Origin of the sequence: Gordonia liuliyuniae (assembly GCF_021738805.1) — a bacterium.
GTDB classification, from domain to species: domain Bacteria; phylum Actinomycetota; class Actinomycetes; order Mycobacteriales; family Mycobacteriaceae; genus Gordonia; species Gordonia liuliyuniae.
Genome location: NZ_JAKKOR010000007.1, coordinates 434,807 through 455,062 on the forward strand (window position 1 = coordinate 434,807; position 20,256 = coordinate 455,062).

Sequence of the window (20,256 nt, forward strand, 5' to 3'; positions counted from 1 at the left end):
GTGGTCCGGTCACAGGCAGTCTCCCGCCGACAGCGGGACGATTGCCTTACCGGTCGCGCGGCCGTCGAGCATGCCGAGGAAGGCGTCCCAGGCACCGGCGACACCGCCGTCGAAAGCAGTGTGCACCCCTCTGATCCGACCTGTGCGCACCCATCCGGACATCTGCTGCTCGAACTCGTCGCGGGCGGCGAGGTGGTCGCGGAGCAGGAAGCCCTCCATCCGAGCCCGGCGCCAGACGAGCTTGATGAGATTGCTCGGACCGGGTAGCGGGGTGGCGGAATTGTAGATGCTGATCATCCCGCACAACGCGATGCGAGCGTGATCGTTGAGCACGCGGATCGCGGCCTCCAGGTGTTCGCCGCCGACGTTGTCGAAGTACACGTCGATGCCGCCGGCCCCGATCTCGGCGAGTGCCGAGCGGAGCAGCCGCCCGACCTCACCGCCGTGATAGTCGAACGCCGCGTCAGCCCCGAGGTCTCGGGCGAGCTCCACCTTCTCCGGCGAACCGGCACTGGCGATCACCGTGGCACCCCGCAGCTTCGCGAACTGGACCGCGGTGGAGCCGACCGCTCCGGCCGCCGACGACACGAACACCACATCGCCGGCACGCACCTGGGCGATCCGGTCGAGCCCCACCCAGGCGGTCATTCCGGGGATCCCCAACACGCCGAGGTACGCGGCCGGGTCGATCCGGTCGTCGCCGAGCACACGGCACTCGCTGACCGGGACCGACGAGTACTCACGCCACCCGTAGTCGTGCAGCACCAACGTGCCGACCGGCACCGTGGAATCGGCGGACTCGATCACCCGGCCGACGGTCGGGGCGCGCAGCGGCTCGCCGATCGGGTACGGCTCGGCGTACGTCGACTCGCCACCCATCCGGCCGCGCATGTACGGCTCAACCGACATCACCAGGTTCCGCACTCGTACTGCGCCGTCGGCGAGGTCGGCGGTCCTGCTCGCAACCAGTTCAACGTCGGAGTTCTGTGGGCGCCCGTGCGGACGCGAGCGCAGAACCCATTCACGTCCGTCGTGGGGCCCGGTCATCAGCGCGGTGCCATCCGGATCGCACCGTCCAGGCGGATCACCTCGCCGTTGAGCATCGGATTTGCGACGATGTGCGATGCCAGCGAACCGAATTCCGTCGGGTTACCGAGACGGCTGGGATGCGGAGTCTGAGCCCCGAGCGAGGCCTTGGCCTCCTCGTTCAACCCGGCCAGGAGCGGAGTGTCGAACAATCCGGGCGCGATGGACACGACGCGGATCGCCTGCGAGGCGAGGTCGCGGGCCAGCGGAAGGGTCATTCCGGCAACCCCTGCCTTCGACGCGGCGTACGCGGCCTGTCCGATCTGCCCCTCGAACGCCGCCACCGATGCAGTGGTGACGATGACGCCGCGTTCCTCGCCGTCGACCTGCAACCGCGTCATCCGCTCAGCGGCCAGTCGGACGACATTGAAGGTGCCGATGAGGTTGATCGTGACGACTCGAGTGAACACGTCCAGCGGGAAGACGCCCTTCTTTCCGACTACACGCAGCGATCGTCCGGTGCCTGCGCAACTGACGACTGCGCGCAGTTCGCCGAGTTCCTCGGCCAAGTCGAGCGCCGCCACGACCGCGTTCTCATCGGTGATGTCGCCTGGGGCGAACCGAACGTTCTCGCCCAACTCCGCGGCCACCTCCGCCCCCTTCGACGTCGGCAGGTCCAGGAGCACCACTTTGGCGCCCTCGTCCAGCAATGTCCGAGCAGTCGCCAGCCCCAAGCCGGAGGCACCTCCGGTGATCAGCGCGACCTTCCCGTTGACGTTCACGTGTTTCGCCCTTCTCGGCTGTCGCCGAATGTCGTTGTCGCGCGGCGTTCACCGACGACTCTGTGGTGTCAGATGCGTTCGATGAGAAGTGCGTTGGCCATGCCCCCGTGCTCGCACATGGTCTGCAGGCCGTACCGCCCGTCGGTGCGCTCGAGCTCGCCGACCATGGTCGCGAGCAGACGCACGCCGGATGCGCCGATCGCGTGTCCGAGGGAGATCGCTCCGCCGGCCGGGTTCAACCGACTCGGGTCGGCGTCGAACGCTCGAGCCCATGCCAGAGGCACCGACGCGAACGCTTCGTTCACCTCGTAGACGTCCACTGCGTCGATCGTCAGCCCAGTGCGATCTAGGAGCTTGCGGGTCGCGGGGATCGGTGCGGTCAGCATGATCACCGGGTCGTCGCCTGCGACGGTGAAGTCGACGACACGGGCGCGCGGAGTGAGGCCGAGTGCGATCGCCTTCTCCTCCGACATGATCAGCGTGGCGGCCGCCGCATCGGTGAGCGGGGACGAGTTGCCCGGCGTGATCATCCAGCCCAGGTCGGGGAACCGCGCCTCCGACTCCGCCGAGTAGAACGACGGCCGCAGACCCCCCAACCCCTCGGTGGTGGTGCCCGCGCGGATGGTTTCGTCGACGGTGTGCAGACCGTCCGGTGTCGTGACCGGAACTATCTCCCGGTCGAAGTGTCCCGCTGCGGCACTGGCGGCGGCGCGGCCGTGCGATTGCGCTGCGTACGCGTCGACGTCGTCGCGGGTCAGGCCATATTTGCGGGCGACGAGTTCGGCGGCTACGCCCTGGCTGATCCAGCCCTCCGGGTAGCGCTGCGCCAACCCGGTGCCGACCAGGTCGTGGCCCATCGACGCGGTGCCCATCGGTACGCGGCTCATCGACTCCACGCCGCACGCGATCACGACGTCGTACGCGCCGGCGACGACGCCCTGCGCCGCGAACTGGACGGCCTGCTGGCTCGAGCCGCATGCCCGCGTCACCGTGGTGGCGGGCGTGGACTCGGGCAGACCCGCGGCCAGCGACGCCGCGCGGGTGATGTTGCCCGCCTGCTCGGACGCTTGGCTGACGCATCCGCCGACCACGTCGTCGACCAGGACCGGATCGATCTCATTGCGCTCCATCAACGAGCGCAGCACGTCGGCCAACAGGTCGATGGGATGGACGCCGGAGAGTGCTCCCCCCGGCTTCCCTCGGCCCGACGCCGAGCGGACGACGTCGACGATCACCGCGTTACGCATGAATACTCCTCGATATAGATAAGTGGTGGGCCGAACCGGCCCGATCAGTCGGCGACCTGGGCGACCAGGTCGCGGCGGACCAATTTGCCGGTGGCGGTTCGCGGCAGTTCCTCGACGAACACGACGTCGTCCGGGGTCCGCGACCCGCGCAGGCGCTCGCGGCACCACGATCGGACCTCGTCGGCACTCGCGTGAGACGCCCCGGTCGGCACGATCACCGCGCAGATCCGTTCACCCCACTCGTCGTCGGGCACGCCGATCACTGCCAGGTCGCGGACGTCGACGTGATGGGCCAGCACGTCTTCGATCTCGGCGGGTGCGATGTTCTCGCCGCCGCGAATGATCGTGTCATCCGCGCGGCCGCCGATGTAAAGGAAGCCGTCCTCGATGCGCGCCTGGTCCCGAGTGGGGAACCAACCGTCCGCGTCGAGCGCCGAACCCTTGCCCATGTACTCGCCGCTGACCTGTCCACCGCGCACCCACAACAGGCCGGTCTCGCCGGCCGCGAGCACCGCGTCTTCCTCGTCGCGGATCTGCGCCTCGATGCCCGGGACGATGCGCCCGACCGATGAGAGCCTTCCCTTCCGGTCCGGGTCGGCCAGAGCCTCGCGGTGGTCGTCAGGGCCGAGCACTGCGATGGTCGAACTGGTCTCGGTGAGCCCGTAAGCGTTGACGAATCCGGTGTCGGGGAAGGCGACGAGCGCACGCTCGAGGACCGGTTGCGGCATCCGAGCGCCGCCGTACGCAAGGGTACCCAGCCGCGGCGAGTCGCCGCTGCGGCCGTCGAGGTGATCGACGACCCTCGCGAGCATGGTCGGGACGACCATCGCCGAGGTGATCTCCTCGCCCCGGATCAGGTCGAGCCATCCCTGCGGCGTGAAGTCTGGGAGGTACGCCATCCGGCGGCCGGCGTAGACGTTACTGAGCACCGCGCCCATGCCCGCGATGTGGTACGGCGGGGTGCTGACCAGTGTCGCCTCGTCGTCGGCGGCTGATGCGAACTCGACGGTGTTCAACAGGTACGAGAGCAGGTGCTGGTGGCGAAGGAGAACGCCCTTCGGTGCCGACGTGGTGCCGCTGGTGAACAGCACGACGGCCGTCGATCGGTCGTCGGCCGTATCGGTCACGGTCGGCCCCTCCGACGACGCCAGCTCGAGGAACTCGGCGCTGGTGAGAACGACGTCCGCGGCCGTGTCCAGATTGTCTCGGTAAGCGCTGTCGGCGACGATCACCGGCTTGTCGAGTTGTCCGATGAGATCCCGCAGTTGGTCGGCCGGGAGCCGGTAGTTTAATGGAGCGATCGGGATGCCCGCACGCGCGGACGAGAAGGTCAGAACCGGCAGGATCGGACCGTTGACACCCACGAACACGACGTGCGCGGCTTCGTGTTCCCGCAGAATCGCAGCGCCACGGCAGGCCGCGTCGTTGAGCTGCTCGTAGGTCATACCCGAGCCGCGACGGCCCAGTGCCTGCCGTTCGGGATGGACAGACACAGCCATGTCCAGGACCATTTCGATACCCATTGCACCACCTGACGAAGACGTTTGAATGACGAAGTGCGCCCGACACCGACCTGCTCAGGCGGGCTTCCGGGGCGACCTGCGAGAAACGATAACAATTATGCGCCGCAATTTCGAGTATTCATGATTATCGTTCGCCTGGATATGTTAGCTTCGATGTACGAGATGACCTGAATCACGCGCGGTACGCCGCCGTGACACGCCCCGGCGGTGGGCAAGACTAGTACCGAGAGACGAGGTTGACCGATGAGCGAGCCAGAACCGCTGGACGTCGCGACACTGACCGAGTGGTTGGACCAGAAGAACGTCGGCTCCGGCCCGATCGAGAACGTCACGCGGCTGGCCGGTGGAACCCAGAACATTCTCGTTCGCTTCTCCCGCTCCGGCAAGGACTACGTGTTCCGCCGTCCGCCGCTGCATAAGCGCAGCAACAGCGACGAGACGATGAGGCGCGAGGCGCGCCTGCTCGCGGCCCTCACCGGAAGCGATGTGCCGCACCCCCGACTCGTCGCGTCGTGCGACGACCTCGACGTGTTCGGATACGTGTTCTTCGTGATGGAGGCCGTCGACGGATTCACCGCCACCACCGAGGTCCCCGAACCGGTCGCCGCCTCCCCCGAGATGCAGCATGCGATGGGATTGTCGATCGTCGACGGCGCCGCGCTGCTCTCCCACGTAGATCCGGCGCTCGTCGGCGCCGAGCAGGTCGCCCGTGCCGACGGATGGCTCGACCGCCAGGTCGGCCGCTGGCGACGACAACTCGATTCGTACCACGATCTCGAGGGCTGGCCCGGCCCCCAACTCGACGGTGTCGACGAGATCGGCCGGTGGCTCGACGAGAACCGGCCCACAGCGTGGACCAAGGGCATCATTCACGGCGACTACCACTTCGGCAACGTTATGTTCCGCCGCGATCGGCCACAGGTCGCAGCGATCGTCGACTGGGAACTCGGCACTGTCGGCGATCCGCTTCTCGACCTGGGACACCTGCTCGCAAGTTGGCCCAACCCCGACGAGTCACGCACGGTCGGTCTCGCCCGCCAGCTCGACGGTCTACCCCCGCGCGCGGAACTGATCGCGCGCTACGGCCAGGTGAGCGGCCGCGACATGACCGACTTCGACTGGTACCAAGTGCTCGCCTGCTACCGGCTCGGCATCATCCTCGAAGGCACGCACGCACGCGCATGCGCGGGCAAGGCCGACCTCGAGCTGGGTCGCCACTTTCACGGCGTCTCTCAGTCGCTTCTCGACCAGGCGCTGCGTCTCACGCATGCGCCTCACCAAACCCGCTGATCGGAAAGACCCTCCCATGACTGACCTCTCAGGCGACCCCACCACGCCCGTCGATTACAAGTACCTGCGTTACGAGACCTACGACGAGGGCACGATCGCGCGCATCGTGCTGAATCGTCCGCGCTATCGCAACGCCCAGAACCGCGGTCTGCTGGTCGAGCTCACCGAGGCGTTCCTTCGCGCCGAGGGCGACGACACCGTGCGCGTGGTGGTCCTCGCCGGCGAGGGCCCGGCGTTCTCGTCCGGGCACGATCTGGGCAGTTCCGAGTACCGCGCCGAACGTGATCCCGGGCCCGATCAGCACTGGTCGTACACCTGCACCGGTGCCACACACGACGCCGTCGAGTCCCGGTACCACCAGGAGTGGCACTACTTCTACGAGAACACGAAGCGCTGGCGCAATCTGCGCAAGATCACCGTCGCCGAGGTCCACGGCAACGTGTTCGCCGCGGCGCTAATGCTCACGTGGGCGTGCGATCTGATCGTCGCAGCCGAGGGGACTCAGTTCGCCGATGTGGTCGCGACCCGCCTCGGCATGTGCGGTGTCGAGTACTTCGGGCACCCGTGGGAGTTCGGCCCTCGGAAGGCGAAGGAGCTGTTGCTGACCGGTGACTGCCTCGACGCCGAGGACGCACGCGCTCTGGGGATGGTCAGCAAGATCTTCCCGGCCGACGAACTGCACGAGAGCACCCTGGAGTTCGCTCGGCGGATCGCCAAGGTGCCGAGCATGGCTGCGCTGCTCGTGAAGGACTCTGTGAATCAGAGCCAGGACGCGATGGGCTTCTCCACCGCGCTCGATGCCTGCTTCACCATCCACCAGCTCAGTCACGCCCAGTGGACCTACCGGTCCGGCGGCGAGAGCCCCGTCGGCCGCCCCGAAGACGGGCTCCCCGACTGGAAGAACGCGCCGCCGATCGAGCGAGCAGACCCCTACCGCCCTTGACCCCGACTGTCCCGACCGGCCCGCCCCCAGCGGGACGAATCGCGCGTTCGCGCGCGGTCACCTTCCCGCACTCCGCGCCGTGGGACTCTATAGTCCTTCTCAGGTAACGATAGTCATGATTTGATTGGCGAATGGACCGCGACGGAACAGGGGTGCGGCCGGGTATGGAGGGTTACGGGTGATGGCACGATCGGAGTTGCGTCCGCAGAAGACGGCGATGCTGGTGGCGCAGCGAATCGTGGAGGGGATCAACGAGCGAGGTAACCAGATCGGCGACCGGCTGCCGCCGGAGCGGGTGATGTTGGAGGAGTACGGCGTCGGCCGCGGCACTCTTCGCGAGTCCCTGCGCTTCCTCGAGTTGCAGGGCGTGATCTCTCTCAAGCCTGGTCCCGGTGGCGGGCCGATCGTCCGTCAGCCCGACGGCGAAGCCCTGTCGACGGCCATCACACTGCTCCTGCAGTTCGAGAATGCTCCGTTCCGGACCGTCGTCGAGGCACGAACGGCGCTCGAACCGATGATGGCGCGGCTGGCCGCGGAACGGATCAGCGATGAGCAGATCGCCGAACTGAAGCACTCGGTGGATCACATGCGTGCCAACCTCGACGACACGACGATCTTCGTCGAGATGAGCCGGGTGTTTCACGACACGGTCGCGCGCGGCTCCGGTAACGCGATCTTCGGATATCTCATCCACGCACTGCTGGACCTCATCGACGGCTCGGCCGTTGGCATGGAGTACTCGCGACGTAGTCGGGCCGCGACGTGCGACATCCACGAGAAGATCTACCTCGCGGTGGCCGACCGCGACCCGGTAAGTGCGTTGGCGGCCATGCAGGAGCACATCGACGCGATCTGGCGCTATGAAGAGAAGCACTACCCCGAAGTCCTCGACACCCCGATCGCGTGGGGCACCGTCGGCTGACACCGACCGACCCCGAGACGTCCGCGCCCTGAATAGGCTACCTACAAGGGGCAGCGGAGGACTGGTGACGGGATGAACGATGAATGGTTGCGGCAGGCGCGAACGTCGGAGACCCGTGTGCGCATCCGACGCTGGTCCCACCGCGCTGACTTCTACTTCTGGGTCGGACTGCTCGCGGGGGTGGGAGGCATCGCGTACGTGGTCTGGAGTGTGGTCACCCAGCGCGTCGGTGGCCCAGCTTTCTGGGGTGTGATCGCAGGGGCGGTGGTACTCGTCCTTCTCTGCGTGGGCTTCGGCTCACATGCGAGCGGCCAGCTCGCCGAAGCACGCTATGCCGACGGGCATCTGACTGCCGGCTGGGTCACCAAGGTGATCGAGCACACCGGCGGAGAGGGCCCGGACACGTACGACCTCGAGGTGGAGGCCGAGTTGCCGGGCGCGGTCACCATTCGCCGTGAGATCAGAGGGTTCTACGGCTCGCTCTCGGTCGGGGACAGGATCGAATTCCGCCACAACACGGTCGAGCCCGACGACGTCGACGACGTGCTCTACGAACGAGCGGTCCGATCAGCCCAAGGGACACACACCGGAATTGCACGTCCGTCCCGTCAGAGCTTCGCCGACGCCCGTGTGTCCATCGGGACGGTCGACGACGTCGTCAGCTACCCGGCGCACCCCGACGACGCCCTGCCCGCCGACTACCTGCTCGCAGTCAGCGTCGCAAACTCGAAGGCGGGGACCGTCCGTCGCCGGGTGTACGTGAGTGAGAGTCAGCTGCGCTCGACAGGCCCGAGGTTCGGGCGGACGATCTACCTGCGCCACAACACTGTCGATCCCGATGAACTCGACGACGCATTCTTCGATGGATGGGCGGACTAGACGAAAGTCTCGAAGTGCGATGCGCTGAGCAGCGACCTCCAGGGTCACCGTCACGATCGCGAGGGTATACTATTGCTCCAGTTCGACCTTCAGGCCGTCGAGCGTCCGCCGGATGTTTCCCCGCTGGAACTCCGCGAAACCGGGCTTTCGGGTGGCGACCCGGTCGAACACCGCCGCCACAGCATCGGGCCAGCCTCGGTCGTCAGTCCAGGTCTCAGTGACCCGACACCCTTCTGCAACCGGCTCAAAGGTGTACGCCCACGACGCGACCGGGACCTTGAGAAACGGCCTGCGGAATCCGTACTCGCGCACTCGAAACGCGAACCGTCGACCAGGGTCGGCCGCGGTCACTTCGCACCCCGTTCGCCAACGGACTCCGCTCCGCGCATTCGACCCGACGAACTTCATGCCGACGTAGGCCTGGCCCGTGTGCTCGTCGCCCGCAGACTCCTCGATCACGGCGCCGGTATTCTCGGGACTCCACCGGGGCATTTGCGTGACGTCGCTGACGTGCTCGTACGCGGTCAACGGATCGACGGCGATGATGACGTCGTCGGACACTTCCTTGATGCGGGCCATGCTGACACGATACGTCTCGCGTATGCGTCGAGGCCGAGCCTCGACGCATACGGGCCGCGCAGTTGCCGGAACGCCTACTTCCCCGCTGGCCATTCCAACAGCCTCCCCGCTACTTGCACCGGGATCGCTACTTCGAATTTCGTCCCTGCGACACGACGCCGCGTCCGAGTCGGCGAGGATTGGTGATGCGTCACATGCGGAGGTGGTCTGCGGCCGCTACCTGCCGCATGTGGGAGAACGATACCTCGAGGTAGCTGCTCAGCGGGCGTGTGGCCGCTTCGTCGGCAACCCACTCCGCTGCAGCAGCTTGAAATGCCACGAGTGCCATTCCTGCAGCGAGTTCGCCTGTCACCGGGTCGACCCCTCGTTTTCTCAGTGCCTTCACGGCGGCCGTCACGAGCATTTGTTGCTTACTGAGTCCGCGTTCTCGCAGGGGATGCTCAGCGTTGACGATCGCCCGCCATTGCCGCATCCAGTCACGGCGCTGCTCGAATCCTTCGTCCGCGACCGCTTTCAGTGCGTGCTCAAGTGTGCCGAGCGCAGCAAGTTCGGACGGGGCAGTATCGATCAGGTCGGCAAACGTAGTTGCAAGTCCCTCCTCGCCGGCGAACAGCACCTCACGCTTGTCCGGGAAGTGCCGGAAGAAGGTGCGGGTCGTCACTCCTGCGCGAACCGCGATCTGCGGCACTGTCGTTTCCGTGAAGCCCTGCTGCGCGAACAACTCGATCGCCGCGCGCTGCAAGCGTCCACTGGCATCCGCTTCCCATCTCGCCATGCCTTTCAACCTAACCGATGACATGAGATGTCATCACATGTACCGTGATGACACGGGATGTCATCACAATATAAGGAGCAGCATGCCGAACGAAGTCTGGATACTCGGCGCTACCGGCAGGACGGGCGAGGCGATAGGCGAACAGTTGACTGCGCGCGGCGCAACGCCGGTGCTCGTGGGACGCAACCGCGAGAAGTTGGAGGCGCTGTCGGCGCCTGCCGGCTCACGAGTAGTCGTTGCCGAGTCCCCCGCCGACATGGCCGCGGCGATTCGCCGAGAGGAGCCTGCTGTTGTGGTCAACACCGTGGGCCCGTTCAGGCAGACCGCTGGCGAACTGACGAAAGCCGCCGCCGAATCGGGAGGGCATTACATCGACCTAGCGAACGACCTAGCGACCATCCTGGGCCACCGCGAACGCGATGACGCCGCACGACGATCGGGACAGACCATCGTCACCGGGGCCGGTTTTGGCGTTACGGCGACCGAGAGCCTTCTCACATGGTTGACCGCCGGCCTCCCGCCCGCTAGCAAGGCTCGAATCGACATGATCCCGGCGGCTTCTTCAGCAGCAGGTCGCGTGGGTGACGCGATCGCCGGATCTCTCCTCGACGGAATCCCCGGCACACCGGGAGGCGGCCGGTACGAGTCTCGCGTCATCGCTGATGCGAGACTCGCCTCTGCTCCACTGTTCGGCAGGCCGACCTCGCTCGTGACACCCGACGGCGACACCGTGACAACGGCACTAGCACCTCTAGCCGAGTTGCTTGCCGCACAGCGTGCGAGCGGCGCTCCCGCCATCGAATCAGCCTCGAGTGAATCGCCTACCGGCGTTGCGAGCATGGCGATACGTGCGGTGCTGCCGTGGATGCACCTCGGACCGCTTCGACGCTCCGCAGTTCACCTCCTATCAGCGGTTAAGACCCCCGAACGCGCTGCCTCTCGGCGGCACTCGTGGGCGCATGCGCGCGCGGAATGGGCAAACGGCACGGTTCGGGAAGGCTGGCTGCGCTGGGGAGACGCAAACAACGTTACTGCGGCCGTTGCAGCTGAAGTAGCCGCACGACTAGCCGCTGATCAAGGCAAACCCGGTGTCTACACGCCCGCAGAACTGTTCGGACCAGGCCTCGCAGAATCCTGTGGTGGCGCGTACTCCCTAGCTACCCAGAACTGAACCGTCGGGCTGCTGCGCGGATAGAAGCATCATGCCCCTGGGCGCTCCGAACCCTTGAAGAACGTGGTGCCACGACGGATTCCACACAGGCGAGCCATCCGGTCAACGAGATCGAGATCGACGACGATTCGGTATCGACATCCACCTGCCAAGCTATCCCCGCGCCATGTCGACGAACTTCGATAGATGCAACTGGTGCGCGACGGTGATCGTCGCCGTCGGACCGTTACGGTGCTTGCCGACGATGATGTCAGCCTCGCCGGCACGTGGATCGTCGCGCTCCACCGCGTCGGGACGATGCAGCAGAATGACCATGTCGGCGTCCTGCTCCAACGATCCCGACTCACGAAGGTCCGAGACCTGCGGACGCTTGTCGGTGCGCTGTTCGGGTCCACGGTTCAGCTGGCTGATCGCGACCACGGGCACTTCCAGCTCTTTGGCCAGCAGCTTGATCGATCGGGAAAACTCCGAGACCTCCTGCTGACGCGACTCGACCTTCTTGCCCGAGGTCATCAGCTGCATGTAGTCGATGACCACCAGCTTGAGGTCGTGGCGCTGCTTGAGTCGACGTGCCTTCGCGCGGATCTCCATCATCGTCAGGTTCGGCGAGTCGTCGATGAATAGCGGAGCCTCAGTGATCTCACCCATGCGACGCGCGAGGCGGCTCCAGTCGTCGTCGGACATGTTGCCTGACCGCATGTCGCCGAGTTTGACGCGCGCCTCCGCAGACAGCAGACGCATGACGATCTCGGTCTTGCTCATCTCCAGCGAGAACATGACCGCTGCCAGACCGTTGTGGATCGAGGCGGACCGCAGCCAGTCCATGGCGAGTGTCGAGTTGTGGGTCGGCACCATCGCTTCGCCCGCGAGGTACAGGTGCTCGGGATTGTCCACCTGCACGCACCGCACGGGCACGCTCGGCACCGACCGGACCGACGTCACCAGACGCGACCGGACCTGTGTCCGCAACTCCTTGTGGCGCTGCATCTTGTCGTGGACGGTGAACACGTCGTCGGGGGCCGCCAACCGGATCCAACCGCTACTGGCTCGCCGGAACGTGTAGCCGAGGCCGGCGGCGAGATCGCCGACGATGCCCGACATGTGGCTCGTAGCTGCGGGAACGGTGATCCACCCGTCGTCGTCGACCCGGGCACGCGAATCGAGGATTCCCGACAGCAGAGCGCGACGCTGGCCGACTGATCCGCGCAGATACTCGCGCGGCACGCGTCCGCCGAGATCGGCCATCAGCGTCATCACATCGACAGGCCCCTCGGTCTCAATCCGCAGAGAGATCTCCGGATCGTCGTACGCCATCCCGGCCAGCGCGCCGACCGTGTAGGGACCGTAGGCGAGCGGTCGGTGCGGCAACTGGATCGGCGCCGAGTTCTGCACCGTCGCCCGGCCCGCATATCGCTGCAGCGCGTCGGTCGTCACCACTTCGCGTCGGCCGTCGACCTCGGCGAACCACTGGTGCTGCTGGTCGGCGATCAACGACGAGCCGTCGTCGAACTCCACCTCGAAGCACGGACGGTGCGTCATCACCTCGGTCGCGGCTACCACCCTGGTCGGCTTGCCGTCCGCGCCGAACAGACGGTCGCCGACGGCCACCTTGCCCATCGTCGTGAACCCGTTCGGGGTCGGCAGCGGAGTGTCGAGCGCCAACGCCTTCCCCATGCCCGGACGCGCGGCGACGATGATCATCTGGCCGGGGTGCAGCCCGTTCGTCAGCTTGTCGAAATCGGCGAACCCGGTCGGCACGCCCAGCGAGAGGCCGCCGCGCGACGCGATCGAGTCGAGTTCGTCGAGCGTCGGCTGCAGCAGTTCTTCCAAGACGACGTAGTCCTCGGCGGTCCGTCGTTCGGTGACCTCGTACACCTCGGCCTGCGCGCGGTCGACGACCTCGGCGACGTCCTGGCCGCCGTCACCCGCGTAGCCGTACTGCACGATGCGGGTGCCCGCCTCGACCAGACGCCGCAGGATCGCCTTCTCGCCGACGATCTCGGCGTAGTAGCCCGCATTGGCCGCGGTCGGCACCGTCGAGATCAGCGTGTGAATGTAAGGGGCCCCGCCGACCTTGCGGATGTCGCCTCGGCGTTCGAGTTCGGCGGTGACGGTGACCGCGTCCGCGGGCTCACCGCGCCCGTACAGCTCCAGGATCGCGTCGTAGACCGCCTGGTGCGCAGGCTTGTAGAAATCACCGGGGCGGACCCGCTCGAGAACGTCGGCGACCGCGTCCTTCGACAACAACATGCCGCCGAGCACCGACTGCTCCGCCTGCAGGTCTTGCGGAGGCTGACGGCCGTAGTCCTCCCGCGGCGGCGCACTGTGCTCGTCCGGCTCTGGACCCTGGTCCTGCAGTGCCGTCACCCGCGCCTCCCCCGTGCAGTCGATCGTCGTCGGCCCGTCAGGCCGTTGTTCCCATCCGTTCAGCCGCCCATGGGTGAACTGAAACCTTCCCAGAGGTTAGGGCCACGCAACCGGCGCCACAAACCACCCCTGTGGACAACACTGTTGATGAAGTGTGGACAACGTCGAAAACCTCTGGACGACGTGTGAACGCAACTGTGGATGGTCTGGGGAATTCCCCGGCAGATCCTTACTCATTCGCAGGTCAGACCGCCTTCTGCAATTCCCCAACAGCGACTTCCACAATTGTCGGCGTGTTGCGTTGCGCCACGCCCGGGAAGAACTCCACACCAGGTTGAGACCCTGCGCCGCCCCGAGAGGCGTAACCGACCGATTCATCTGAATGACCGACATGTCATCCCGGTCACGAGCATGGGAGTTAACCGGCCCGCCTCGCGGGTCGAGGCGGGTGCACCGCAGCCTCGGTTCTCTTGTCCCACCCTCGTCAGCGACGCAGTGCGCCGGACGCATTGAACTCCGCTTCGCGGTCGGCCATCTGCGCCCGGTACCAGTTCTCGCGGTGCGCGACCATCCACTTCTCGTGGACGCGGCCGATCACCGGGACTCGACGCAGCGTCTCGATCGCGAACACGAGCGGGTACCGCAGGAGGATCCACGCGATCCCGGGCAGCGCATTCGGCATGTCGTAGCGGGCGTACGTCGTCGGGAACATGAACAGCCGCGAGTACGCAGCGTAGATCGCACCGTTGTACTGCTCACGCACCCGCTGCAAGCCGGTGTGCCCCTTCCGCGGCGCGAACGCGCGCGGGAACGACTCAATGAGCTCAGCACCGTGCTCGCCCGCGTCATGACTGCGCGTGGCCGAGACGAGAGCGAGCAGGCGAAGGGTGTCCGCGATGGTCTCCGGGTACCACGTGTTGCGGATGCCGAGCAGATAACCCATGTAGCGCTGGAAGTGGATGAGCGAATTGATCTCGCCGCGCGTGGTCTGCACGCCGACGCCCCACAAGGCGAGCGCCGGGACGACGCTGCCGCCCGCAAGCGTCAACAGCTGATAGGCCTGGCTGATCGGGTAGCCCCACCGCGACTCGTCCCACTCTGGGTGCTTCGCGACGCCGCGACGCACAGCCACGTGCATCACTCGCACCATCATCGCGGTCGCACGCCCCTGGCTCCCCGGCGTCAGCAGTGCGTGGGGCTGCGAGACGTCGATCCAGAACTTCGCCGTCTCCAGGAAGCGACGCAGTGCGTTGTCCCCGGCATACCCGCCCGCCAGCGAGAGCGGTGTCGCGACGGCGGCCTCGGTGTACATCTCGAGGGTCTCGCCGCCCGCGACACTGAACAGGAACGTGCCCCAACGGCGCCACACCTGGGCTCCCGCTTCGACGATCTCGGGGTCGACCCACTCGGGGACGTCCTCGAACTCACGGAACAGTTCGACCATCGCCTCCGGCGGGCTCTCGACTCTACCGATGCCGTGGTCGAGCGCCTGTTTGAGCATCGCTCGACCGGCTTCGCTTCCGATGGCGCCATGAAACACCTCGTCGACGAAGCGCTCGGCCACCGGATCCGAGTGATACATGTCCCCGCAGAACGCCTCGATCTGCTCCGTGGTCGGAAAGATGTCCTTACCGGTGAGCCCCTTCGCGAGCTTCCGCGCACGCCGCACCACCGGATGCTTCATCGTCTCCCGGTACGGGAAAGCCGTCGGTGTCGGGCGCTTGGCCGGTGCAGATGCGGTGACGGGCTTGGGCGATGTTGTGGTCACGCCCGTAACCATACCACGAGGTATGGTTAGACTCGTCTCATGACACCGCGACCTCGCAGCAGCCGCCTGTCGGCCATCGACTGGGTCGACGCTGCACTCGACCTCCTGACCGCCGACGGCGTCGCCGCCGTCAAGATCTCCCGACTGTGCGAGCGACTAAAGGTCACCAAGGGCAGCTTCTACTGGCACTTCGCCGACCTGGACGCGCTGTGGGAGGCGATGGCCGAACGCTGGCGCGAGACACACGACGCCAAGTTCACCGGTTTCGACGAGATCGCGTCACTACCTCCCGGCCAGCGGGTGGCCGCACTCGCGACCATGCTGATGGACGAACGAAATCTGACGGTCGAGGCCGCGATCCGCGATTGGGCACGCGTCAACCCGCGGGTGGCCGAGTCGGTGCGCAAGATCGACAGCGAGGTGTTCGACGCCGTCACCGCGGCGCTACGGGAACTCGACATCGACGAGGAGCGCGCACGGCTGACGGCGGGACTGCTCGTCTACGCCGGAATCGGCTACATCCACGGCCACGACGCGCTGCCGTCGCCGACCGCCGACGAACTCAGGTCCGTGATCGCGGGGTTGCTCGGCGCCTAGTCGTACTCGGCAACCACTAGTCGCCGACCCGCTCGAACACGGCCGCCAAGCCCTGCCCGCCACCGATGCACATGGTCTCCAACGCGTACCGCCCCTGACGGCGGTCGAGTTCGCGGAGCATCGTCGCCAGGATTCGGACGCCCGTCGCACCGACCGGATGGCCGAGCGAGATGCCGGAGCCGTTGACGTTGATCCGTTCGTGGTCGTCTGTGCCTAGCCCGAGGGCCGCGGTGCAGGCCAGGACCTGCGCAGCGAACGCCTCGTTCAGCTCGATCAGGTCGACGTCGGCGAGCGTCAGGCCTGCGCGCTCCAACGCGAGGGTCGACGACGGGACCGGCCCGATTCCCATGCGTGAGGGTTCGACACCGGCGACCGCCCACGTCACCAGGCGTGCCAGCGGACGAAGGCCGAGCCGGGCCGCTTCTTCTTCGGTGGCGACGATGCATGCCGCAGCGCCGTCGTTCTGGCCGCTCGCGTTGCCCGCGGTGACAGTGGCTCCCGGATCAACCTTCCGCCGGACCGGGCGCAGCGCCGCGAGGGCCTCCGCCGAGATGTCGGGACGTGGATGCTCGTCGAGATCATGAAAGACGTCCCCGCGACGGGTGGACACGGTGACAGGCACGATCTCGTCGTCGAACCGTCCCTCCCGCTGGGCGGCGACGGCCCGAAGATGCGAGTCGAGGGCGAGCTCGTCCTGAGCCTCCCGACTGATCGAGTACTCGGCGCGCAGGTTCTCGGCGGTCTCGAGCATCCCACCTCCGACCGGATGCCGCTTGCCTCCGGCGGTGACTCGGCCGCGGGCGATCCGATCCGACAGCGCCGCGTCCGCGCCGCGGAGGCCGAACCGCAAGCCGAGCGCGTAGTGCTCGGCCTGGCTCATGCTGTCGGCTCCGCCCGCGACGACAAGGTCGGCAACACCGGTCTGCACGCGCATCGCCGCGTCGATGACCGCCTGCAACCCGGACCCGCACCGCCGATCGATCTGCAGGCCCGGCACCCGCACGTCGAGTCCCGCGTCGAGCAGCGCGACGCGGCCGATGGCCGGCGCCTCGCCGTTGGGATAGCACTGCCCGAAAATCACGTCATCGATGTCGCTGCTGCCGACGCCCGTCCGACCGACCAGCGCTGCCACCACCGTCGACGCCAGGTCGGCGGCGGGCACGGAAGCGAAGATCCCGCCGTAGCCGCCGACGGGCGTTCGGATCGGCTCGCAGATCACCGCGTCGCGCATCGTCACTCTCCTACCCGGGCCGATTTCTGATCTACGGCCGCAATCGTCTGGCTCCGACGATAGGTTCTTCTCATGGACCGATAGGAAGGTATTCATGAATAGGCTTTGCGCCACAGACGATCTCACTGACGTTCAGCGCGACATCCTCGCGACGGTCCGGGCGTTCGTCGACGAGAAGATCATGCCGGTGGCGACGACGCTCGAACACGCCGACGAGTACCCGACGCAGATCGTCGAGCAGATGAAGGAGCTCGGCCTGTTCGGTCTGACGATCGACGAGGCGTACGGCGGGGTCGGCGAGTCTCTCCTCACGTACGCGCTCGTGGTCGAGGAGCTCTCGCGCGGCTGGATGAGTGTCAGCGGCATCCTCAACACCCATTTCATCGTCGCCTATCTGCTGGCACAGCACGGCACCGACGAACAGAAGGCCAAGTATCTGCCCCGTCTGGCGACAGGCGAGCTGACCGGCGCATTCTCCATGTCCGAGCCTGCGCTCGGCTCCGACGTCGCCGCCATCACAACGACGGCGTCGCCGACCGGCAACGGCGACTATTCGATCACCGGCCAGAAGATGTGGCTCACGAACGGCGGCACGTCGAGTCTCGTCGCCGTCCTCGTCCGCACCCCGGAGGGCAGCGACCGCCCACACCGCAACCTGACGACGTTCCTATTGGAGAAGACACCGGGGTTCGGGGAGGTCGCGCCGGGCCTGACCATCCCCGGGAAGATCGAGAAGATGGGATACAAGGGCGTCGACACCACCGAACTGCTCTTTGACGGCTACCGCATCGCCGCAGACGAAGTCCTCGGCGGCACACCGGGTCGCGGTTTCTACCAGATGATGGATGGCGTCGAAGTCGGCCGCGTCAACGTGGCCGCGCGAGCCGTGGGCGTCGCACACCGGGCGTTCGAGCTGGGCACGGCGTACGCGAAGCAGCGAGAGACGTTCGGCAAGCCGATCGCGCAGCACCAAGCCGTGCTGTTCCGAATCGCGGAGATGGGCACGAAAGTCGAAACCGCCCACCAGATGGTGGTCCGCGCGGCCCGGGTGAAGGATGCGGGTGAACGCAACGACCTCGAGGCGGGCATGGCCAAGTATCTCGCGTCCGAGTATTGCCGTGACGTCGTCGAAGACTCGTTCCGCATCCACGGCGGGTACGGCTTCGCGAAGGAGTACGAGATCGAGCGCCTCTACCGCGAAGCCCCCATGCTGTTGATCGGCGAAGGGACCGCCGACATCCAACGCATGATCATCGGCAGACGACTGTTGGAGGAGTGAGACGACGAAACGCCGGTTCCCGCAAGGGGACCGGCGTTTCGAGTCTATCGGTGCGTCAGGCGACGACCGTCAGGTTGAGCTTCGCTTCGACCTTCGGGTGCAGCTTGACGACGACCGGGTACGAGCCGACGGCCTTGATGTGGCCCTTCGGCAGCGACACGTTGCGCTTGTCGACGGCGGGTCCGCCCGCGGTGCGGATGGCTCCGGCGACGTCGCCTGCCGAGACCGAACCGAACAGCTTGCCCGAGTCGTGGGTCTTGACAGTCAGCGAGACCGCGTCGAGGCCTTCGAGCGCCTGCTTGATCTCGTTGGCGTGTTCCAGGTCGCGCACGGCGCGGGCGTCCTGGGCGCGGCGGATGCCTTCGACCTGCTTCTCGGCCCCACGGGTGGCGACGATGGCGAGGTTGCGCGGCAGCAGGTAGTTGCGGCCGTAACCGTCGCGGACCTCGACGAGGTCGCCGGCTTCGCCGAGGTTCTCGACAGCGGCAGTCAGGATCAGCTTCATTTCAGTTGTCCTTCCCGCTCAGCGTCCGGTCGAGGTGAAGGGCAGGAGCGCCACTTCACGCGAGTTCTTGACGGCCACCGCGATGTCGCGCTGGTGCTGAACGCAGTTGCCGGTGACGCGACGCGAACGGATCTTGCCGCGATCCGACAGGAAGCGACGCAGGAGCGCCGTGTCCTTGTAATCGATGTCGGTCTTCTTGTCCTTGCAGAAGGTGCAGGCCTTGGCCTTGGTGACCTTCTCTACACGGGGCTTGCGCCCCTTTTGCTTTGCCATGTGATGCTCCAGTCGAGTGCCTCCGGGCTGGCGGGCCCGGAATCAGAAAGGTGGTTCGTCGTCCCCACCGGCGAAGCCGCCGCCGGCAGCTGGTGCGCTGCCCCACGGGTCGTCGGCCGGCTGGCTCGATGCGGGAGGGCGGCCGCCACCGGAGTTATTTCCTCCTCCGTAGCTGCCACCGGAGTTGTTTCCGCCTCCGTAGCCTCCGCCCGAGTTCCCTCCGCCGCTGAAACCGCCGCCACGCTGGGTCTTGGTGACCTGCGCAGTGGCGTAGCGAACCGAGGGACCGATCTCGTCCACTTCCAGCTCAACGACGGTGCGACGCTCCCCTTCACGGGTTTCGTACGACCGCTGCTTGAGCTTGCCCTGCACGATGACCCGGGTGCCCTTCCTGAGCGATTCGGTCACGTTCTCCGCGGCGTCACGCCAGATGCTGCAGCGAAGGAACAGCGCTTCGCCGTCCTTCCACTCGTTCGTCTGACGATCGAAGGTGCGCGGAGTGGATGCCACGGTGAAGTTGGCGACCGGCGCTCCGGACGGCGTGAAACGCAGTTCCGGATCAGCGGTCAGGTTTCCGACAACCGTGATGACCGTGTCAGTCATGAGACTCCCCTAAATCGATGTGGAACGCCCCGCGGCGAACCTTTGAAGGATGGTTACGCACCACCCTAAAGGTGCCCGCCGACAATGTCAGGGCAGATTTCCACAAGCTCGTGCAGTGTGGACGCGCCCCGCGCTTACTTGCGCAGGACCTTGGTCCGCAGAACCGACTCGTTCAGCTTCAGCTGACGGTCGAGCTCGTTGACCGTGTCCGGGGTCGCGTTGAGATCGATGACGGCGTAGATGCCTTCGTTGTTCTTGGCGATCTCGTAGGCAAGACGGCGCTTGCCCCAGATATCGACGTTATCCACGCTGCCGCCGTCCTTACGGACGACATTGAGGAAAGTATCCAGTGAAGGGGCGACGGTGCGCTCGTCCAGACTCGGATCGAGGATTACCATCAGTTCGTAGTGACGCATGAAACCACATCACCTCCCATGGGCTAGGTCGGCCGCGGACTGTCCGCGGCAGGAGGGTCGCCTGCGTCGGCAACCCGTTC

The 20,256-nt window shown here is 66.3% G+C and carries 20 protein-coding genes; 7 read left to right on the plus strand and 13 right to left on the minus strand.

Going from position 1 to position 20,256, the window contains the following annotated elements:
- Positions 1 to 9 precede the first annotated feature (9 nt).
- From L5G33_RS10860 to L5G33_RS10875, 4 genes are all read right to left on the minus strand, one after another.
- Positions 10 to 1,047, minus strand: a complete 1,038-nt coding sequence (locus L5G33_RS10860; RefSeq protein WP_236998182.1) for an NADP-dependent oxidoreductase — start codon at positions 1,045 to 1,047, stop codon at positions 10 to 12.
- Positions 1,047 to 1,808 (minus strand): 3-hydroxyacyl-CoA dehydrogenase, encoded by a 762-nt coding sequence (locus L5G33_RS10865; protein ID WP_236998183.1) that lies wholly within the window; start codon positions 1,806 to 1,808, stop codon positions 1,047 to 1,049. Before L5G33_RS10865 ends, L5G33_RS10860 begins: the two co-directional genes overlap by 1 nt.
- Before the next feature lie 68 nt (positions 1,809 to 1,876).
- Positions 1,877 to 3,055, minus strand: coding sequence for a thiolase family protein (locus L5G33_RS10870; RefSeq protein ID WP_236998184.1), 1,179 nt, complete (start codon positions 3,053 to 3,055; stop codon positions 1,877 to 1,879).
- Between the two features lie 44 nt (positions 3,056 to 3,099).
- A complete protein-coding gene (locus tag L5G33_RS10875) occupies positions 3,100 to 4,578 on the minus strand; it encodes a class I adenylate-forming enzyme family protein (protein WP_236998185.1) in 1,479 nt (492 codons plus the stop codon).
- Between the two features lie 243 nt (positions 4,579 to 4,821).
- On the opposite strand from L5G33_RS10875, the gene L5G33_RS10880 reads away from it, so the two are divergent.
- The 4 genes from L5G33_RS10880 (at position 4,822) to L5G33_RS10895 (ending at position 8,612) form a co-directional block, all read left to right on the plus strand.
- Positions 4,822 to 5,868 carry a phosphotransferase family protein gene (locus L5G33_RS10880; RefSeq protein WP_236998186.1) on the plus strand — a complete coding sequence of 349 codons (1,047 nt, stop codon included), beginning with the start codon at positions 4,822 to 4,824 and terminating at the stop codon, positions 5,866 to 5,868.
- A 16-nt stretch (positions 5,869 to 5,884) separates the two neighbouring features.
- Positions 5,885 to 6,811, plus strand: coding sequence for an enoyl-CoA hydratase (locus L5G33_RS10885; RefSeq protein ID WP_236998187.1), 927 nt, complete (start codon positions 5,885 to 5,887; stop codon positions 6,809 to 6,811).
- 181 nt (positions 6,812 to 6,992) lie between these two features.
- Complete coding sequence (locus tag L5G33_RS10890) at positions 6,993 to 7,733, plus strand: FadR/GntR family transcriptional regulator (protein WP_236998188.1); 741 nt, start codon at positions 6,993 to 6,995, stop codon at positions 7,731 to 7,733.
- A 72-nt stretch (positions 7,734 to 7,805) separates the two neighbouring features.
- Positions 7,806 to 8,612 carry a hypothetical protein gene (locus L5G33_RS10895; RefSeq protein ID WP_236998189.1) on the plus strand — a complete coding sequence of 269 codons (807 nt, stop codon included), beginning with the start codon at positions 7,806 to 7,808 and terminating at the stop codon, positions 8,610 to 8,612.
- A gap of 69 nt (positions 8,613 to 8,681) precedes the next feature.
- On the opposite strand, the gene L5G33_RS10900 is transcribed toward L5G33_RS10895, so the two are convergent.
- Positions 8,682 to 9,191 carry an SRPBCC family protein gene (locus L5G33_RS10900; protein ID WP_236998190.1) on the minus strand — a complete coding sequence of 170 codons (510 nt, stop codon included), beginning with the start codon at positions 9,189 to 9,191 and terminating at the stop codon, positions 8,682 to 8,684.
- 190 nt (positions 9,192 to 9,381) lie between these two features.
- Complete coding sequence (locus L5G33_RS10905) at positions 9,382 to 9,966, minus strand: TetR/AcrR family transcriptional regulator (protein ID WP_236998191.1); 585 nt, start codon at positions 9,964 to 9,966, stop codon at positions 9,382 to 9,384.
- Positions 9,967 to 10,048: 82 nt separating this feature from the next.
- Here L5G33_RS10905 and L5G33_RS10910 point away from each other — a divergent pair, with 82 nt between their 5' ends.
- A complete protein-coding gene (locus tag L5G33_RS10910; RefSeq protein WP_236998192.1) occupies positions 10,049 to 11,137 on the plus strand; it encodes a saccharopine dehydrogenase NADP-binding domain-containing protein in 1,089 nt (362 codons plus the stop codon).
- Between the two features lie 153 nt (positions 11,138 to 11,290).
- On the opposite strand, the gene dnaB is transcribed toward L5G33_RS10910, so the two are convergent.
- Together dnaB and L5G33_RS10920 are read right to left on the minus strand one after the other, a co-directional pair.
- Positions 11,291 to 13,504, minus strand: coding sequence for a replicative DNA helicase (gene dnaB, locus L5G33_RS10915; protein ID WP_504864847.1), 2,214 nt, complete (start codon positions 13,502 to 13,504; stop codon positions 11,291 to 11,293).
- Positions 13,505 to 13,988: 484 nt separating this feature from the next.
- Positions 13,989 to 15,188 (minus strand): oxygenase MpaB family protein, encoded by a 1,200-nt coding sequence (locus L5G33_RS10920; protein WP_236998228.1) that lies wholly within the window; start codon positions 15,186 to 15,188, stop codon positions 13,989 to 13,991.
- A 123-nt stretch (positions 15,189 to 15,311) separates the two neighbouring features.
- On the opposite strand from L5G33_RS10920, the gene L5G33_RS10925 reads away from it, so the two are divergent.
- Positions 15,312 to 15,869, plus strand: a complete 558-nt coding sequence (locus L5G33_RS10925; RefSeq protein WP_236998193.1) for a TetR/AcrR family transcriptional regulator — start codon at positions 15,312 to 15,314, stop codon at positions 15,867 to 15,869.
- 16 nt (positions 15,870 to 15,885) lie between these two features.
- Here L5G33_RS10925 and L5G33_RS10930 read toward each other — a convergent pair whose 3' ends face one another.
- Positions 15,886 to 17,100, minus strand: coding sequence for an acetyl-CoA C-acetyltransferase (locus L5G33_RS10930; protein WP_236998194.1), 1,215 nt, complete (start codon positions 17,098 to 17,100; stop codon positions 15,886 to 15,888).
- Positions 17,101 to 17,194: 94 nt separating this feature from the next.
- Between L5G33_RS10930 and L5G33_RS10935 the strand changes: the two genes are divergently transcribed.
- Positions 17,195 to 18,379 (plus strand): acyl-CoA dehydrogenase family protein, encoded by a 1,185-nt coding sequence (locus L5G33_RS10935; RefSeq protein ID WP_236998195.1) that lies wholly within the window; start codon positions 17,195 to 17,197, stop codon positions 18,377 to 18,379.
- Between the two features lie 55 nt (positions 18,380 to 18,434).
- On the opposite strand, the gene rplI is transcribed toward L5G33_RS10935, so the two are convergent.
- From rplI to rpsF, 4 genes are all read right to left on the minus strand, one after another.
- Complete coding sequence (gene rplI, locus L5G33_RS10940) at positions 18,435 to 18,884, minus strand: 50S ribosomal protein L9 (RefSeq protein ID WP_236998196.1); 450 nt, start codon at positions 18,882 to 18,884, stop codon at positions 18,435 to 18,437.
- Between the two features lie 18 nt (positions 18,885 to 18,902).
- Entirely contained in the window at positions 18,903 to 19,157 is a 255-nt protein-coding gene (gene rpsR, locus L5G33_RS10945; RefSeq protein WP_236998197.1) for a 30S ribosomal protein S18, read from the minus strand.
- A 42-nt stretch (positions 19,158 to 19,199) separates the two neighbouring features.
- Positions 19,200 to 19,760, minus strand: coding sequence for a single-stranded DNA-binding protein (locus L5G33_RS10950; protein WP_236998198.1), 561 nt, complete (start codon positions 19,758 to 19,760; stop codon positions 19,200 to 19,202).
- Positions 19,761 to 19,894: 134 nt separating this feature from the next.
- Complete coding sequence (rpsF, locus tag L5G33_RS10955; RefSeq protein ID WP_236998199.1) at positions 19,895 to 20,176, minus strand: 30S ribosomal protein S6; 282 nt, start codon at positions 20,174 to 20,176, stop codon at positions 19,895 to 19,897.
- Positions 20,177 to 20,256 lie beyond the last annotated feature (80 nt).

Bases quoted from the DNA above. Each gene is read 5' to 3' on its own strand.
- L5G33_RS10875 (WP_236998185.1), bottom strand. From the start codon at position 4,578: ATGGGTATCGAAATGGTCCTGGACATGGCTGTGTCTGTCCATCCCGAA.
- rplI (WP_236998196.1), bottom strand. From the start codon at position 18,884: ATGAAGCTGATCCTGACTGCCGCTGTCGAGAACCTCGGCGAAGCCGGC.
- L5G33_RS10925 (WP_236998193.1), top strand. From the start codon at position 15,312: ATGACACCGCGACCTCGCAGCAGCCGCCTGTCGGCCATCGACTGGGTC.
- L5G33_RS10890 (WP_236998188.1), top strand. From the start codon at position 6,993: ATGGCACGATCGGAGTTGCGTCCGCAGAAGACGGCGATGCTGGTGGCG.
- rpsR (WP_236998197.1), bottom strand. From the start codon at position 19,157: ATGGCAAAGCAAAAGGGGCGCAAGCCCCGTGTAGAGAAGGTCACCAAG.
- L5G33_RS10930 (WP_236998194.1), bottom strand. From the start codon at position 17,100: ATGCGCGACGCGGTGATCTGCGAGCCGATCCGAACGCCCGTCGGCGGC.
- L5G33_RS10895 (WP_236998189.1), top strand. From the start codon at position 7,806: ATGAACGATGAATGGTTGCGGCAGGCGCGAACGTCGGAGACCCGTGTG.
- L5G33_RS10900 (WP_236998190.1), bottom strand. From the start codon at position 9,191: ATGGCCCGCATCAAGGAAGTGTCCGACGACGTCATCATCGCCGTCGAT.
- L5G33_RS10950 (WP_236998198.1), bottom strand. From the start codon at position 19,760: ATGACTGACACGGTCATCACGGTTGTCGGAAACCTGACCGCTGATCCG.
- L5G33_RS10870 (WP_236998184.1), bottom strand. From the start codon at position 3,055: ATGCGTAACGCGGTGATCGTCGACGTCGTCCGCTCGGCGTCGGGCCGA.
- L5G33_RS10910 (WP_236998192.1), top strand. From the start codon at position 10,049: ATGCCGAACGAAGTCTGGATACTCGGCGCTACCGGCAGGACGGGCGAG.
- L5G33_RS10885 (WP_236998187.1), top strand. From the start codon at position 5,885: ATGACTGACCTCTCAGGCGACCCCACCACGCCCGTCGATTACAAGTAC.
- L5G33_RS10905 (WP_236998191.1), bottom strand. From the start codon at position 9,966: ATGGCGAGATGGGAAGCGGATGCCAGTGGACGCTTGCAGCGCGCGGCG.
- L5G33_RS10935 (WP_236998195.1), top strand. From the start codon at position 17,195: ATGAATAGGCTTTGCGCCACAGACGATCTCACTGACGTTCAGCGCGAC.
- L5G33_RS10880 (WP_236998186.1), top strand. From the start codon at position 4,822: ATGAGCGAGCCAGAACCGCTGGACGTCGCGACACTGACCGAGTGGTTG.
- rpsF (WP_236998199.1), bottom strand. From the start codon at position 20,176: ATGCGTCACTACGAACTGATGGTAATCCTCGATCCGAGTCTGGACGAG.
- L5G33_RS10920 (WP_236998228.1), bottom strand. From the start codon at position 15,188: ATGAAGCATCCGGTGGTGCGGCGTGCGCGGAAGCTCGCGAAGGGGCTC.
- L5G33_RS10860 (WP_236998182.1), bottom strand. From the start codon at position 1,047: ATGACCGGGCCCCACGACGGACGTGAATGGGTTCTGCGCTCGCGTCCG.